11 protein-coding genes are annotated in these 15371 nt (G+C 61.4%); 6 read left to right on the top strand and 5 right to left on the bottom strand.

What is annotated here, in order from left to right:
* The first annotated feature begins 1 nt into the window (after position 1).
* The gene (locus ACQ4WM_RS15925) at positions 2-1339 is read left to right on the top strand and encodes a VWA domain-containing protein (RefSeq protein WP_436547651.1); all 1338 of its coding nucleotides are present in this window, start codon (positions 2-4) and stop codon (positions 1337-1339) included.
* Between the two features lie 302 nt (positions 1340-1641).
* Entirely contained in the window at positions 1642-3876 is a 2235-nt protein-coding gene (locus ACQ4WM_RS15920) for a TonB-dependent receptor domain-containing protein (RefSeq protein WP_436547650.1), read from the top strand.
* A gap of 6 nt (positions 3877-3882) precedes the next feature.
* Here the strand turns inward: ACQ4WM_RS15920 and ACQ4WM_RS15915 are convergent, their stop codons facing one another.
* Positions 3883-4920 (bottom strand): SMI1/KNR4 family protein, encoded by a 1038-nt coding sequence (locus ACQ4WM_RS15915; RefSeq protein ID WP_436547649.1) that lies wholly within the window; start codon positions 4918-4920, stop codon positions 3883-3885.
* Positions 4921-5138: 218 nt separating this feature from the next.
* On the opposite strand from ACQ4WM_RS15915, the gene ACQ4WM_RS15910 reads away from it, so the two are divergent.
* Positions 5139-5738, top strand: coding sequence for a hypothetical protein (locus ACQ4WM_RS15910; protein WP_436547648.1), 600 nt, complete (start codon positions 5139-5141; stop codon positions 5736-5738).
* A 24-nt stretch (positions 5739-5762) separates the two neighbouring features.
* A complete protein-coding gene (locus tag ACQ4WM_RS15905; protein ID WP_436547647.1) occupies positions 5763-6110 on the top strand; it encodes an ankyrin repeat domain-containing protein in 348 nt (115 codons plus the stop codon).
* A 27-nt stretch (positions 6111-6137) separates the two neighbouring features.
* Here the strand turns inward: ACQ4WM_RS15905 and ACQ4WM_RS15900 are convergent, their stop codons facing one another.
* On the bottom strand, positions 6138-7109 hold the full coding sequence (locus ACQ4WM_RS15900; RefSeq protein WP_436547646.1) for a thymidylate synthase: 972 nt from the start codon (positions 7107-7109) through the stop codon (positions 6138-6140).
* A gap of 156 nt (positions 7110-7265) precedes the next feature.
* Here ACQ4WM_RS15900 and ACQ4WM_RS15895 point away from each other — a divergent pair, with 156 nt between their 5' ends.
* Together ACQ4WM_RS15895 and ACQ4WM_RS15890 are read left to right on the top strand one after the other, a co-directional pair.
* The gene (locus ACQ4WM_RS15895; RefSeq protein ID WP_436547645.1) at positions 7266-10004 is read left to right on the top strand and encodes a bifunctional diguanylate cyclase/phosphodiesterase; all 2739 of its coding nucleotides are present in this window, start codon (positions 7266-7268) and stop codon (positions 10002-10004) included.
* 121 nt (positions 10005-10125) lie between these two features.
* Positions 10126-11559, top strand: a complete 1434-nt coding sequence (locus tag ACQ4WM_RS15890; protein ID WP_436547644.1) for an OmpP1/FadL family transporter — start codon at positions 10126-10128, stop codon at positions 11557-11559.
* A 92-nt stretch (positions 11560-11651) separates the two neighbouring features.
* Here the strand turns inward: ACQ4WM_RS15890 and ACQ4WM_RS15885 are convergent, their stop codons facing one another.
* From ACQ4WM_RS15885 to ACQ4WM_RS15875, 3 genes are read right to left on the bottom strand one after another with little or no spacing between them, the layout of a single operon-like run.
* On the bottom strand, positions 11652-12764 hold the full coding sequence (locus ACQ4WM_RS15885) for a threonine aldolase family protein (RefSeq protein WP_436547643.1): 1113 nt from the start codon (positions 12762-12764) through the stop codon (positions 11652-11654).
* A gap of 15 nt (positions 12765-12779) precedes the next feature.
* Positions 12780-13451 (bottom strand): leucine efflux protein LeuE, encoded by a 672-nt coding sequence (gene leuE, locus ACQ4WM_RS15880; RefSeq protein ID WP_436547642.1) that lies wholly within the window; start codon positions 13449-13451, stop codon positions 12780-12782.
* 8 nt (positions 13452-13459) lie between these two features.
* Entirely contained in the window at positions 13460-15307 is a 1848-nt protein-coding gene (locus tag ACQ4WM_RS15875) for an ABC transporter transmembrane domain-containing protein (protein ID WP_436547641.1), read from the bottom strand.
* Between the last annotated feature and the right edge of the window lie 64 nt (positions 15308-15371).

Genomic DNA, 15371 nt, shown 5'->3' with positions numbered 1-15371 from the left:
AATGGAAGCTTTGTCCAAGGGCCAGCGTTTGCCGCTGGCGCAATCCGCCCCCGACGGCGTGCTGGAAATCGGTGCCTCGGCCCAGGGCTTGACGCTCGACTTTGCCTGCTTTGGGTTGGACGCGGCCGGCAAGCTGTCGGACGACCGCTACATGACCTTTTTCAACCAGCCGCGCACGCCATGCGGCGCGGTGGAAGCAAAAACCGGCAGTCAAGGTGATGGCGCCGCGTTTGCCTTCCAGCTGGCGCGCCTGCCTGCCAGCATCGATCGCCTGGTGCTGACAGCCAGCATCGATGGCGGCGGCGTGATGTCCCAGATGCAATCTGGTTATCTGCGCCTGCTGGCCGCCGGCCGCGAATTTGCCCGTTTTGCCTTTGCGGGCAAGGACTTTGCGCAAGAAAAAGCCGTCATGCTAGGCGAGCTGTACCGCAAGGATGGCCTATGGCGCTTTATGGCCGTGGGCCAGGGTTTCAACGGTGGCCTGGACGCGCTGGTGCGCCATTTTGGTGGCGAGGTTGAGCAGGCACCGGCTGCTGCCGCGCCTGCCGCTGTCTCCGCTGTGGCGCGGGCCAAGATCAACCTGGAAAAAAGAGTCGAGCGCGAGGCGCCGCAACTGGTCAGCCTGGTCAAGCAGGCCGGCGTGTCGCTGCAAAAAGTGGGTCTGCTTGACCATCGCGCCAAGGTTTGCCTGTGCCTCGATATTTCCGGCTCCATGGGCCGGCTGTACCGCGATGGCCTGGTGCAGCAGTTCGCAGAGCGCATCCTGGCGCTGGGCTGCAAATTCGATGACGACGGAGAAATCGACGTTTTCCTGTTCGGCAAGAACGTCCATCAACCCGAGCCGATGGACCTGCGCAACTGCACCACCTATGTCAGCCGCGCCATCGACCATCATCCGCTCGAAGGCGACACGCGCTATGGGCGGGCGATGGAAGCGATCCGATCCTTTTACTTCCCTGACGCGCGCGGCGGTGAGCGCACGCGTGCCTTGCGCGCCGAACTGCCCATCTATGTGATGTTCGTCACCGACGGCGGCACCAGCGACCAGGCGACGACGGAAAAGCAGTTGCGCTGGTCCAGCCACGAGCCGATCTTCTGGCAGTTCATGGGCATCGGCAAGGGCCGCAAATCGAAAAGCAAGTTCCTGGCTGCCTTTGCCGACTCCGACTTTCCCTTCCTGGAAAAGCTCGATGAGCTTGCTGGCCGCCTGGTTGACAACGCCAACTACTTTTCCGTCAGCTCGCCTGACGAGCATAGCGACGGCGAGCTGTACGATTTGTTGATGACGGAGTATCCGGGCTGGCTGAAGCTGGCGCGGCAGAATGGCTTGCTGGCCTGAGCCGCACGAGGCAAGACAGGCGCAGGCCCGACCTGCGCCGGCGTTATCGCCACTCATATTGATACATGCCGATACACTGTGGTGCGTCGTGAGGCCATCTGTCCACAAGTGGCACGAGATTTGTAAATTAAAGTAAATGGCGATTCCTTAAAGCTGCGCCTGACCCGGGATCCCCCTTAAAATCGATGTCAATGATGCAGCTTTCATGCAAGTGCTGCGCAGTATCCCATTCCTGGTGTTCTTACCCACTATTTCAGTTCATGCAAAAAATCGTACTTTGTTGCCTCGCTGGCGGCAGCCTTTTGTCCGCCAATATCGCCGTCCAGGCGCAGACCCAGACTGCGGTGACAGCCGCCGTGCCTGCAAAAGCCGTGCCGGTTGCCAAAGAGCCGGCAACCGACACCACGCCCTCCGTCGACGTCACAGCCGAACGCCCGACCGGACGCATCGACCGCCAGGTGTATGACGTCAAGTCCGATGTCAGCAGTACCAATGGCACGGCGGCTGATGCGCTCAACAACGTGCCGTCGGTGGCGGTCGATCCCGATGGCACGGTGTCGTTGCGCGGCAGCAGCAATGTGCAGATACTGATCGACGGCAAGCCATCCGCCATGCTGCAGGGCGACTCGCGCGGGGCGACCCTGAACGCGATGGCGGCCGACGATATCGAGTCGGTGGAAGTGATCAACAATCCCGGCGCGCAGTTCGGCAACGAAGCCGGCGGCGGCCCGATCCTGAATCTGGTGATGCGGCGCAACCGTAAGCCCGGTGGTTTTGCCACCGTCAATGCGAATGCCGGCATTGCCGGGCGCTACAACACGTCCACTTCGGGCAGCTATAACGAAGGCCCGTGGGGCTTCCAGGGCGGCATCAACTTCCGCCACGACGGGCGCAACTCGACCGGCGAGACCAGCCGCGAGCGGCTCGACCGCCAGACCGGCGACTTTGCGCCCAGCAGCCAGGAGTCGGTCAGCAATGGCCTCAATGATTCCCTCGGTGTCAACGGCACCGTCAATTACAACCTGAACCCCAGCGATACGCTCGCCGCCAGCGTGTCGTACAACGGGCGCAGCAACGACGCGCGCTCGACCGACCGCTATATCAATGGCGACAGCAGCGGCAACACCATAGTCGACTATGTGCGCAGCACCTTGCGCAATGGCGACAGCCGTAACTACAGCTGGGGCGCCCGCTATGACCACAAGGGTGAGCTGCCGGGCGAAACGCTGAAAATCGACTTGCGCGTATCGTCTTCGGACAATGAAAACACCAGCGACTACGCCAACGTCTATGCGATCGCCACCGGCATGGATGCCGACAGCCGCGCGCGCCAGCACAGCGACACGGGCAACCGCATCGTCGACTTCACTGGCGACTACGAGCGGCCGCTGGCCGGCGGCACGGCCAAGCTGGGCTACAAGGTGGCCGACAACAAGAGCAGTTTCGATACGCTGTATACCGACATCAACCCGCTTACCCTCGGCGAGACGGTCAACGCCATGCGCAGCAATCGTTTTGAACTCGACGAGCGCACCATCGCATTGTACGGTTCGTACCAGATGCGTTTGTCCGAGCGCTGGGGCGCGCTGGCCGGCCTGCGCGCCGAATACACCGACCTGGACGTGCGCCAGATTACGGGCGGCATCGAGGCCGGCAACAACTATGTGAACTATATTCCCAGCCTGTTCGCCACCTACAAGGTCAACGAAGAGAGCAATCTGCGCTTTGCCTATGCGCACCGCATTCGCCGTCCCAATGCGGGCGACCTGAACCCCTACGTGGTGTACCGCGACGAATTCAATGTCTCGTCGGGCAACCCGCAATTGCGCCCGACCCAGACCGATTCCTTCGAAGTGGGCTACGAGACCAAATTGTTCGGCCTGGAAAGCAGCTTGCGCGGCTATCACCGGCGTGACAAGGATGCCATCGTCGACTACCGTTATTTCATCAGCGACAATGTGCTGTTGACCACGCGCGAAAACGGCGCCGGCAGCCATTCGAGTGGACTGGAATTCAGCCTGTCGGGCAAGCTGACACCATCGCTGACCCTCAATACCAGCGGCAATCTGGCGCGCAGCCAGCAGACCTCGCAGGACGACCTGGGCAACAGCAGCACGCGTACCGCCAACTCCCTGAGCGGGCGCGCGCGCCTGAACTACCAGCTCAATCCCGCCAACCAGGTGCAACTGGCCTTGCAGATGCAAGGCAAGACCTTGTCTGGCCAGGGCTACCGCTCGCCGAACAACACGCTCAACATGAGCTGGCGCCATGTGCTGACGCCGCAGCTGAACCTGGTGATGAATGTGACGGACGTATTCAGTACCAACAAGATGGAAACCGTGATCAACAGCGCCTCGCTGCGTGAAACGAGCACGCGCCGTTTCGATGGGCGCATGATTTACGTGGGGCTGTCGTATCGGCTTGGTGGCGCCAGTTCGGCCGCGAAAGAAGGCGAGCGCGAGCCACGCTTCGGTCCGCCGGGCGGGCGCGGGCCGGGTGGACCAGGTGGTCCTGGCCCTGGCGGGGCAGCAGGTTAAACGGCCTCAGGCTGCGGCGATCTCTTCGAGGAAGGCGACAAAGCTGTCTGCATGGCGCTCGAACTGCCACGCTCCCCGGCCATGTTCGGCCGTATAGATGGGCGCGTCGCCGTCAGTGACGGCGGACAGATCAAGGCAATACGGATCGGCGCCCGCATCGGCAATCACCACGTAATGTGCGGGCCAGCCGGTGATGGCTTGCTGGTCGATCGGATTGCAAGAGTAGCCGTGCTGGGCCTTGAGCAGTTCCGCTGCACCATACAGATTGAGGCCCTGGAAATAGTCCTCGCTCTCGATATACACGCGCAGCGGCGAAAAACGTTCGAGGAAATCGCGGTACTGCGAGGGCAGGGTCCAGCGCTCGTCGATGGCGGCCAGGTCGGCGCCGCCGGCAATCACCAGCCAGTTGGCTGGACGTGCCAGGTCCTGGTCTTGCTTGCGTGCGAAGGCCAGTTTTTTCTCCAGCTTCGCTGCCGCACGGTCGAGCGGTGACTGTGGCTTGGCCAATGAAGGATGTGTGGCCGGTGGCGCAAAGCCGCCGCCGTCGGGGTAGCCGGCGCGTTGCCAGGCCAACACTTCTTCGAGCGGCAGGCTCTCGGCCTTCCAGTGACCCGGATCCGGCGACAGGCCGGCATCAAACGGCTGGCGGCTCAGCACCGCAAGGCTTTTCACTGCCTTGGCTCTCACTTCGGGCCGCAAGCTGCTTGAAAGGGCCAGCGCGACAACAGTGTCATAAGCGTCCTTGCCCTGGCTTTTCAGCAAACCGTCGATACCCCAGTAAGCCAGGTCGGGCGTGGTCACGGCCCAGTTGAAAAATGCTGGCAGCTCCTGCGGTACCATCAGTTTCACGATCTCGTTGACCAGCGAGCTGCGCCAGTGCAGCAGCTGGCCGTCGCGCGCGTAGGCCGTCAGGATGTCGAGTACCGCCAGGCGGTCGGTCTCGCCGAACTTCTTGATCAGGCGGTCCTTGAGGGTAGAAAACCTGACGCCATCGGTTTCGTCGAACAGTTTGCGGTGCAGTGCTGCCAAAGGTGTGATCGCCATCGTATTCCTGATTATTTTGGTCTGCCAACGGTCCGGTTTGCAGGCAGCCATTGGCTGCGGCAAATGAGCAAAGGATGATTTTACAAGGAAAGTGACTATTCAGGAAATAGTGCGATAAAGTTAATGCTATCTGCACGTGATAGGCATGTCTGCCAGCAGGTCAAATAATATTTTTATTGTAATATGTTGCCTGACTCCATGATCGCAGGCCCGGTGAAATGATGAAATTGTATTTCAAGACGAGTGTATTTTTATGCTGCCTGCTTGCTATCGTCTATCTGTTTTTGATGCGCAAGACGTTTCCTATGGCCAGCGATGGCAGTGGACCCAATGGCGACGCGTTGATAGCCTTTTTTATCTTCGTTATCGCATGCGTTCTGCATGTCCATACCGTCATCCTGGCGATTTTTCTGTACCGGAGCAACAGGAATGGCACAAGGATCGCGCTGGGTATTCTGGCTGCAAGTGCGCTCTTACTGTCATCGCATGACATCAGATCGTTTGCCAAAAAGCAGCTATCCGAGTATCGATACAATGCCAGCGCCACCACCAAAACTGACAAGGCCATCAGTTCAGGTACGGCTGCCGAATTCTTCAGGTACTTCGACCAGATACCGGACAGGGAAAAAACCTGGCGCTACAGTCGTGACTTGATGGTCAGCCTTGCCAGCGCAGGCAGGGTCGATCTGCTCGAACAACTGGAAACAAAGGGTTTTCCTGTCGCCGAGGCTGGTCAGGAGCAAGACTGGACTGATGTGGTGTACGCACCTGTCTACAGTGAAACACTGTCAACGGAACAACGTCTGAACGTGCTGTAGTGGGTGCTTGCCAAGGGAGAGCCGTTGCACTTCTCCCTGAAACAGTCGAGGCATTCTTTTTTCTCGGTTGAAAATTTCTCCAATGCGTTCAAGGATATCGAGAACCCGGTCACCAGGCAGGTGTTCGATCTGCTGGTACGCCATGGCGCCGACTTCCAGGCAAGCAATACCGGATATCTGCTGTGGTATGCAGCCCGCTTTGGAAAGCGGGATCACGTCCGGTTTTTACTGGCGCAAAAAGTCGATCCGAATTATGTCGACGAGACCTGGCATACCACTGCCCTGGACGAAGCCCTCGACAAAAAAGATCAGGCCATCATGCAGGAGCTGTCAAAGGCTGGCGCAAGGAAGGCGAGCCAGTTGCCCAAATAAACTGCGCCGGGCCTTGCAGTATGATGTTCAGACCGCCATCGCCGCCTTGATCGGCGCGTGGTGTTCATAGCCTTCCAGCGAGAAATCGGACGGCTCGATTTTTTCCAGCCATTCCGGTTCGTACTTGCCGGTCTGTGCATAATCGGGCACGCGGTCGGAAATGACAAAGCGGGGGGCAGGGAATGGCGCGCGTTTCAGCTGTTCCTGCACCATGTCGAGGTGGTTTTCATAAATATGCGCGTCGCCGATGAAATATGTGAACCAGCGCGGCGTGTAACCCGTCAGGCGCGCCACCAGGTGCAGCAGGGCAGCACCTTCGGCAATATTGAACGGCGTGCCCAGGCCAATATCGTTGCTGCGCACATACAGGCACAGCGAGATTTCACGCGTACTGGCGTTCGGGATGAACTGGTACAGCAAATGGCAGGCGGGCAGGGCAACGGCATCGAGCACGGCCGGGTTCCAGCCATGGAACAGGATGCGGCGGCTGCCCGGATTGTTCATGATGGTGTCCAGGCACTCGCGCAGCTGATCGACCGCCTTGTACAGCAGCACTTTTTGCACGCCGTCCTCATTGACTGGCGCGACGACCTTGAAGCCGTTGCCCTGGGCGTCGGCAATTTGCGCTGTCGCACTGGCATCCAGCAATTTATAGGCCGGCCACTGGCGCCATTGCACACCGTACACGGGGCCCAGGTCGTCTTCGCCTTCGCGGTAGGGGTTGGTCAGCCATTGCGCGTTTTCGTTGGCGTTCTGGTCCCATACCTTGCAGCCCAGCGCGCGGAACTCGGCGGCATTGCGCGAGGCGCGCAGGAAGGCGCACAATTCGCCGATTACGGATTTGAAGGCCAGCTTCTTGGTGGTAACGGCAGGAAAACCGGCGGCCAGGTCGAAACGCATCATGGCGCCTGGTACGCTCAGGGTGCGGATGCCGGTACGGTTATCTTGCCAGCTGCCAGTGTCGAGGACGGTCTTGATCAAATCTTGATATTGCTGCATGGTACGCTCCAACGGTAAGGACGGTAATTGTAACGCAGCAGCCTGTTTCTCCTGGCGCCAGGCTGCCACGGCGCTCTTAAATTAGCTGTAAGCATAGCTCTGTGGTAACTTATATATCCATAAAGAAATAATAAAGAAACGGCAGATCCCCGCACCATGTTCTTGCAACAATTTTTCAATCGCCAGCACACATCGATGGTGCAACTGGGCAAGGCCGACTTCCTGAAGGCCAACCTTCGCCTGATCCTGGCCTGGCCCTTGCTGGGCCTGGCCTTGTGCGCCGTGCTGTGGACCGCCACCATGCTGCAACTTGAAGCGGAAAAGAAGGTGGCGCAGCAGCAGGCGCTCGACAATGTGGCGTCGCTCTCGAAGGCCTACAGCCAGTACTTGCTGCGCACCATCGAGCAGCTGGACCAGCTGACCTTGCAGCTCAAGTATGAATGGGAAAATGCTGGCGGCAAGCTGAGCCTGGAGCAACTGAAAACGCGCGGCATGTACGCCATGCCGCAGTTTGCCATCGTTGCCGCCTTTGACCGCAAGGGACATGCCGTGACGAGCACGGCGCCGGTGCAGCGTTTGCGTACCAGTGAACGCAGCGACTTCCTGTTGCGCCACTGGCGCAGCAATTCCAGTGCCTTGCGCATCGCGCTGGGCAAGATGGGCGAGGGCAAGGCAGGTTCCCTGGTGCATTTCACACGGCGCCTGGAAGATGCGGATGGCAATTTTGACGGCGTGCTGCTGATCTCGATTCACTCCGATTATTTTTCTGAATTCTATGACAGCGTCAATTTCGGCAAGCTGGGCATGTCGGCCATGGTGGGCGAGGAGGGCGAATTGCTGAGCGTGCGCCTGGGCGCCACCGTGCTGCCCCCGCAGGGCGCGGCCTTCCTCGACACCAGTTTTCTCGACGGCGACAGCGGCGCCATGCAGTCGCCGGGGCGTACCGCGTTTGCCGATGCGCAAAGCCGCTATGTGGGCTGGCAAGCACTGAAAGCCTATCCGTTTACGGCTGTGGTGGCCTTGACTGACACGCAGGTGTTGCAGCCGTACCAGGAAACGCGCACGATTTATCTTGGCATCGCGTCGGCCGTCAGCTTGCTGCTGCTGGCATTTACCTGCATCGCTACTGGCTTGTCGCTGCGCCTGGCCTGGCGCCACCACCAGTCCGAAGGCGTGCGCAACGCCTACCGCATGGCCACCGAAGGCACCAGCGACGGCTTTTACATTATTGCCGCGCTGCGCGACGCCGACGGCACCATCATTGATTTCGAGCTGGTCGACTGCAACGAGCCGGGCGCCGAATTTTTTGGCGTGCGCCGCGGGCAACTGCTGGGCATGCGCTTGCAGTCGCGCGCGCACGAGCCGTATTTCCGCGACCTGATCCTCAGCTATCGGGCCGCCATGGCATCGGGTTTTTCGGAAGAAGAGATCGAACTGGCCGACGGCAACCCGTTCAAGCTGCGCTGGATACGCCGGCGCCTGGTGCGCAGCGGCGACCGGCTGGCCGTTACCTTGCAAGATATCAGCGCGGCCAAGCTGCACGAGCAGGACCTGCGGCGCCTGGCCAACGAGGACGGTTTGACGGGCCTGCCCAACCGCTACTGGCTGCAGCAGTTCCTGCCCGGCGCGCTGGCCCGCGCGGCGCAGGGCGGCCATATGCTGGCGTTGCTGTTCATCGACTTTGACGGTTTCAAAGATATCAACGACACGCAAGGCCATGCTGAAGGCGACAAGGTATTGCGTGCCGCCTCGCTGCGCCTGAACGCCGTGCTGCGTCCTGGCGACCATGTGGTGCGCCTGGGCGGCGACGAATTCGTGGTGCTGCTCGATCCGGTCGAGGACGACAGCCGCGCCGAGCAGGTAGCGCAGCGCATCGCGACTGCTTTCGACGAACCGTTTTACCTGGGTCTGGAGCGCCACAAGATGGGCGCCTCGATCGGCATCAGCATGTATCCGCGCGACGGTGCCGAGACCGACGTGCTGATGAAGAACGCCGACATCGCCATGTATGCGGTCAAGACGGCCGGCAAGGGCCATCACCGCTTCTTCCAGCCGGCCCTGTTCGAAACCATCCGCCACCGCCGCGAACTGGAACAAAGCCTGGTGACGGCGCTGGAGCAGGATGAATTTCTGGTGGTCTACCAGCCCCGCGTCGACACCATGAGCGGGCAGCTGTGCAGCATGGAGGCGCTGGTGCGCTGGCAGCACCCGCAGCAAGGCATGGTGCCGCCGCTGGAATTCATCCCGGTGGCCGAGAGCAGCGGCCTGATTTCGCAACTGGGCGAAGTGGTGATCGAAAAAGTCTGCCAGCAAATGGCGCGCTGGAAGACCTATGGCCTGGAACTGGTGCCGGTATCGATCAACGTCTCGGCGCGCCAGTTTGGCCGCGGTGACGTGCACCAGGTGCTGGCGTCCGCGCTGTCCCGCCACGGCATCGACGCGCGCCTGATCGAGGTCGAAATCACCGAGTCGGCCATGATGGATGAACAGAACCGGGCGGTGGAGCAGTTGGCGGCGATCCGCGCGCTCGGCGTGCGCCTGCTGGTCGACGATTTCGGTACCGGCTATTCCTCGCTGTCGCAACTGCAGAAGTTTGCCATGGACGGCCTGAAGATCGACCGCGCCTTCACCATGGAACTGGGCCGCTCGGACCAGGGCGAAGTGTTCGTGCGCGCGATCGTCTCGATGGCCCACGCGCTGGGCATGAGCGTGGTGGCCGAAGGGGTGGAAACGCGCGAACAGCTCGACATGCTGCATGCCTTGCAATGCAATGAAGTGCAGGGCTATTTCATCTCGCGCCCCGTGCCCGCCGAACAGATGCTTGAACTGATGCTCAAGCGTTTCCTGATCGATCATCCGGCGCGTGCGCGCATGCCTTGCTCTCTCGCCTCATAAAAAAGAGCGATCGTTCGCTTTTTTTTCAAATCTCGGCTATGCTTGGCGCATGGCGAGCGTGACCGGTGTCACGCTTGCCATGCCCGAGACAACAAGCATGCAAAAATAAAGAGAGACCCACTTGAAACCATCGTACCTGCCCCTGATCATCGCCGCCGCTCTGGCCGGCCTGTCCACCACCGCCCAGGCATCGGGCTACCGCTTCGGCTCGCAAAGCGTGTCCGGCCAGGGTAGCGCAGACGCCAATGGCGCCGAGGCATCCGACGCCTCGACCATTTTCTACAACCCGGCCGGCCTGTCGCGCCTGGAAGGCACGCAGTTGCTCGGCGGCGGCACCCTGGTGCTGCCGCATTCGACCTTCCAGGACACCGGTTCGCGCACCTTTACCAACCGCGTGCCAGGCGGCACCACCAAGGATTACGCACCTGACGCCGTGTTCGCGCCGGCCCTGTACGCCAGCAAGAAAATCAACGACCAGTGGACCCTCGGTGTCGGCCTGTTCGTGCCATATGGCGCCAAGCTCGATTACGGCAACGAGTGGAGCGGCCGCTACGCGATCAGCAATATCAAGCTCGAAGCCATTGCGCTGAACCCGTCGGTGTCCTTCAAGGTCAATGAACACCATTCCTTCGGCTTTGGCGTAACCGCAGAACACATGAAGGCCGAACTGGGCCAGGCGGTCGACGTGCCAGGTTCCGTGGCCTTCCTGGCGCAGAATGCGCCGGCCGCCTCGACAGCCTTTATCACCAATATCGCGCGTACACAAGGCCTGGCTGCAGCCCAGGCCGCTGGCGCGGCACTGCGCGGCGCCAAGGACGGCCACGCCGAGATGGATGGTGACGACTGGGGCTACGGCTTCAACCTGGGCTATCTGTACCAGCTGGACCAGGGCACGCGTGTCGGCATTGCCTACCGCTCGTCGATCTCGCACAAGCTCAAGGGCAATACCGTGTGGGACTTCTCGCAGGTGTCGGACAATGCGGCCGTCAATGCCTTTATCGCTGCCGCCTCGCGCAAGGTCAATTCGGGCGCACTGGTCGAACTGCGCACGCCGGAAACCCTGTCGGTCAACGGCTTTCACCAGATGGATGACAAATGGGCGCTGATGGGCGACGTCACCTGGACCCGCACTTCGCGCCTGCAGAACCTGGACATTCAGTTCCCGCCGACGGCCGAAGGCGATGAGCGCATCCGCCAGCAGTGGAAAGACACCTACCGCGTATCGCTGGGCACCAACTACAAATACAGCGACAACCTGCTGCTGCGTGCCGGTATCGCCCACGATCAGGCGCCCGTGCGCAGCGCCGAACTGCGCCACCCGGCCCTGCCGGACAGCGACCGCATGCAATACTCGATCGGCGCCAACTGGAAGCTGAACGCCAATTCCTCGCTGGACCTGGCCTACAGCTTCATCGACTTCAAGGACGCCGCCGTCAACTACACGAATCAATGTTCGCCAGTGACGACCGGTTGTACGGGCAACGGGGAAACCACCAAGGGCCTGTTCAAGACACGCATGCAGTTGCTAGGTGTTGCTTATAACTACAAGTTTTAAGCGTAGTCAGGGTCAGACCCGCCGGGTCTGACCCCAGCCTTCCGTTGCATTGCCCGTAATTTTAAAATACTGTTCCGTCGTATTAGCAAAAATCAGGGGTCCGACCCAACACCCAACGGGTCGGACCCCAAACTCGCTACCAGCAACTCCAGCGCCTGCCGCACGGTATCGTCGGCCATCTCCAGCAACTGATCCCCCACATACCATTCCACCACGCTATGGTTGGGCAAGGCGCCGTGGCTGGCGCGGCCGAACAGCCAGATGCCGTGTTCTTCGGCCACCTGGTTGCGGATGGCAAGCGCCCGTTCGCGCGAGACGGGCAGATGCAGATGCAGCATATTGGCTTGCGGGCGGGCCGGATTGACGGCGATCGCCGGATAATCCTTCAGCAGCGCATACAGCCACTCGGTGCGTGCAAAGTAGTGCGGCATGGCGGCGAGGCGCGCGTCGAACTGCATCGCGGCGGCCACCACATACGGCGTGCGGTGCACGATATTGCCGCCCTGGCGGTGAAACCAGGCGCGCGCCCTGGCAACAAAGGACGGGCTGCCGGCCAGCACGGCGCCACCGAGGCCCGCGATCCCTTTATACAGCGACACATAGACGGAATCGAAGCCGTCGCATATCGACGCCAAAGGCTGGTCAAAACCGGCCTGCGCTTCCCACAGCCGCGCGCCATCCATATGCAGGTGGATATTGTGCTCGCGGCAGTGGCGCTTGATCTCGTTGAGTTCCTCCCAGGACGGGCATTGGCCGCCGATTTCACGCATCGGCAACTCCACCTGCGCTGCCCCCAGCGCATCGGGCACGGCACGCAAGTCGTCCACCGTCCAGGGCCGGTGCGCATCACCAATCAACAGCGCCTTGAAATGGTCGAGCAGCTCATGGTTGCCGCGTTCGTGGCGCAAGATATGCGAGGTCGGGTGCAGGGCCACCAGGCGCGAGCCGCGGTCCTGGCAGGCCAGGCGCAGGGCGGTGACCTGCGTCATGGTGCCGGTGATGCAGAACACGGCTGATTCAAAGCCCAGCAGCGCAGCGATCTTTTGCTCGAAGGCCTCAATCAGCGCGCCTTCGCCATATGTGTCGTGCGCCACGTCGTTGGCTTCGCACCAGGCGGCCATGGCGGCAAAAGTAGCGGCCGGCGTCGGCTGGCGCTGGCCCGGCACGATGGTGTGGCAGCGCTGGCGCAGTTCAAGATCGTTCATGCAAAACTCCGTGACTTACAAGGTGGCGGTGGCCAGTTTCGCGCCAAAGCCGATAAACATGGCGCCCACGCCGCCGCCCATGCCGGCCGACAGGCGGCGACGGCGGCGGAAAGTCTCGGCCAGGCGCGCACCGAGAAAGATAATGGCGGTCAGGTAGGTAAAACTGATCACCTGGCACGTCAGTCCCAGGCCGACAAACGACAGCGCCGGCGCGGAGAAATTCGGATCGACAAACTGGATAAAGAAGGAGATAAAGAACAGGATCGCCTTCGGGTTCATCAGGCTGATGATCAGCGCCTTGCGAAACGGATTGCTTTCCCTGGGCGCCAGCGGCACTGCAGCGGCCGTTTGCGTCGATCCTTTTGCACGCAGCTTGCGCCAGCAGCCCAGCAGCATCTGCACGCCGATCCAGGCCAGGTAGGCCGCACCGACATACTTCACCACGTAAAACAGCGCCGGACTGGCTTTCAGCAAGGAGGCCACGCCGCAGGCCGACAGCACCATCAGGATCAGGTCACCGAGAAAGATGCCGCCCGCGCCCTGGTAGGCCGGCTTCACGCCGCGCTGGGCGGCCACCGACAGCACATACATCGAGTTGGGACCAGGCAGTATCACGATAAAGATCGTGCCCAGCAAAAAAGTCCAGAAATCGGTAATGCCAAGACTGGCGTGAAAAAAGGCATTCATGTCAAACCTCAGCTGAGCTGCACATTGTGGAACTGCAGCGCAGCCAGATTGGCGTAGATGCCGCCGAGGGCGACCAGCGTGGCATGCGTGCCGGTCTCGACGATCTTGCCGTCTTCCATCACGATAATGCGGTCGGCGCGCTGCACGGTTGCCAGGCGGTGCGCGATGATGACGGTAGTGCGGCCCAGCATGGCCGCTTCCAGCGCCTTTTGCACCAGGCGTTCCGATTCGGCGTCCAGCGCGCTGGTTGCTTCGTCGAGCAGCAGCAGCGGCGGGTTTTTCAGCAGTGCGCGCGCGATGGCGATGCGCTGGCGCTGGCCGCCGGACAGGCGCACGCCGCGCTCGCCCAGGAACGATTTGTAGCCATTCGGCAGGCGCTCGATGAATTCGTGGGCGGCTGCCATTTTTGCCGCCGCAATCACCTCGTCGTCGCTGGCATTGGCGCGGCCATAACGGATATTTTCCATCGCGTCTGCCGAGAAGATCACCGTATCTTGCGGCACGATGCCGATCGCGTCGCGCAGGGTGTGCAGGTCGAGCTGCCTGATGTCGACGCCATCGAGACGGATGCTGCCGCTTTGCGGATCGTAAAAGCGCAAGAACAGCTGGAACAGGGTGGTCTTGCCGGCGCCCGACGGGCCCACCACGGCGACGGTCTCGCCGGCGCGAATGTCGAGGCTGACATGGTCGAGCGCGGCCGTATCAGGGCGCGACGGGTAGGAAAACATCACGTCATCGAGGCTCAGGGCGGCGCCATTCGCGGCCCGCGCCGGCAGCGCCAGAGGCGTTGCCGGCGACTCGATTTCCGATTTGACGGCCATCAGTTCGAGCAGGCGCTCGGTGGCGCCGGCTGCGCGCTGGGCTTCGCCCATCACTTCAGACAAGGCACCGATGGCGCCGGCCACGATGGACGCGTACAGGATGAACTGGCCCAGGTCGCCGCCCGTCATCGAGCCGTCGAGCACGGCGCGCGCGCCCAGCCACAACACAAAGACGATGGCGCCGAAGACCAGCAGGATCGCAATCATGGTCAGCATGGCGCGCGCACGGATACGCCGCATGGCCGTCATGAAAGCGCCTTCGACCGAATCGCCGAAGCGTTGCGATTCGATTTTTTCGTGCGTAAACGCCTGCACGGTCGGCATCGCGTTGAGGATTTCCCCGGCCATGGCCGAGGCGTCGGCGATGCGGTCCTGCGAGTCGCGCGACAACTTGCGCACCTTGCGGCCAAACACGATGATGGGCACGATCACCAAAATCAGCAGGCCGATGATGATGCCGGCCAGCTTGGCACTGGTGACGAACAGCATCACCAGGCCGCCGAGGAACAGCAGCACGTTGCGCAGCGCCATCGAGATGCTGGTGCCGACCACGGCCTGTATCAGGGTGGTGTCGGTGGTAATGCGTGACAGCACCTCGCCGGTCTGCGTGGTTTCAAAGAACTCGGGGCTTTGCGTCACCACATGGCGGTACACGGCACTGCGGATATCGGCCGTGACCCGCTCGCCCAGCCACGAGACGGTGTAAAAACGCGCTGCCGTGGCCAGCGCCAGGACCGACGCCACGCCGAACAGCGCCAGGAACACCAGGTCCACGTGCTTGATGCTGCTCGAGCCGGCCGCGCCGCCGAAGCCGAGGTCTATCATCTGCTTGAAGGCGGCGGGAATCGCCAGCGTGGAGGCGGCGGCCACCACCAGCGCGATGCCGGCCAGGATGAATTGCTTGCGGTAGGGCGTCAGGAACGGCATCAGGCCCTTGAAGGCGGCCAGGCTGCCTTTTTTCAGTTCGCGGCTGCTGCCTGTTGCTGCGGGTGCTGTGCTGATGGGTGTCTTGCTTGCTTCGGTGCTGGTTGTCATTGGTTTTCGCTTTGATTTACATATTCCTGATCCGGGGCAAGAGCTGTCAGGTCTGGCCCCGGCA

The sequence above is a fragment of the Janthinobacterium longum genome (assembly GCF_051380735.1).
Classification (GTDB): domain Bacteria; phylum Pseudomonadota; class Gammaproteobacteria; order Burkholderiales; family Burkholderiaceae_D; genus Janthinobacterium.
The sequence above is the reverse complement of the archived record's forward strand: the minus strand, read 5'-3'. Positions and strand labels throughout refer to the sequence as shown.

Excerpts from the sequence above, each read along its gene's own strand:
- ACQ4WM_RS15900 (WP_436547646.1), bottom strand. The coding sequence starts at position 7,109 with ATGCAGCAATATCAAGATTTGATCAAGACCGTCCTCGACACTGGCAGC.
- ACQ4WM_RS15895 (WP_436547645.1), top strand. The coding sequence starts at position 7,266 with ATGTTCTTGCAACAATTTTTCAATCGCCAGCACACATCGATGGTGCAA.
- ACQ4WM_RS15925 (WP_436547651.1), top strand. The coding sequence starts at position 2 with ATGGAAGCTTTGTCCAAGGGCCAGCGTTTGCCGCTGGCGCAATCCGCC.
- ACQ4WM_RS15885 (WP_436547643.1), bottom strand. The coding sequence starts at position 12,764 with ATGAACGATCTTGAACTGCGCCAGCGCTGCCACACCATCGTGCCGGGC.
- ACQ4WM_RS15915 (WP_436547649.1), bottom strand. The coding sequence starts at position 4,920 with ATGGCGATCACACCTTTGGCAGCACTGCACCGCAAACTGTTCGACGAA.
- leuE (WP_436547642.1), bottom strand. The coding sequence starts at position 13,451 with ATGAATGCCTTTTTTCACGCCAGTCTTGGCATTACCGATTTCTGGACT.
- ACQ4WM_RS15875 (WP_436547641.1), bottom strand. The coding sequence starts at position 15,307 with ATGACAACCAGCACCGAAGCAAGCAAGACACCCATCAGCACAGCACCC.
- ACQ4WM_RS15910 (WP_436547648.1), top strand. The coding sequence starts at position 5,139 with ATGATGAAATTGTATTTCAAGACGAGTGTATTTTTATGCTGCCTGCTT.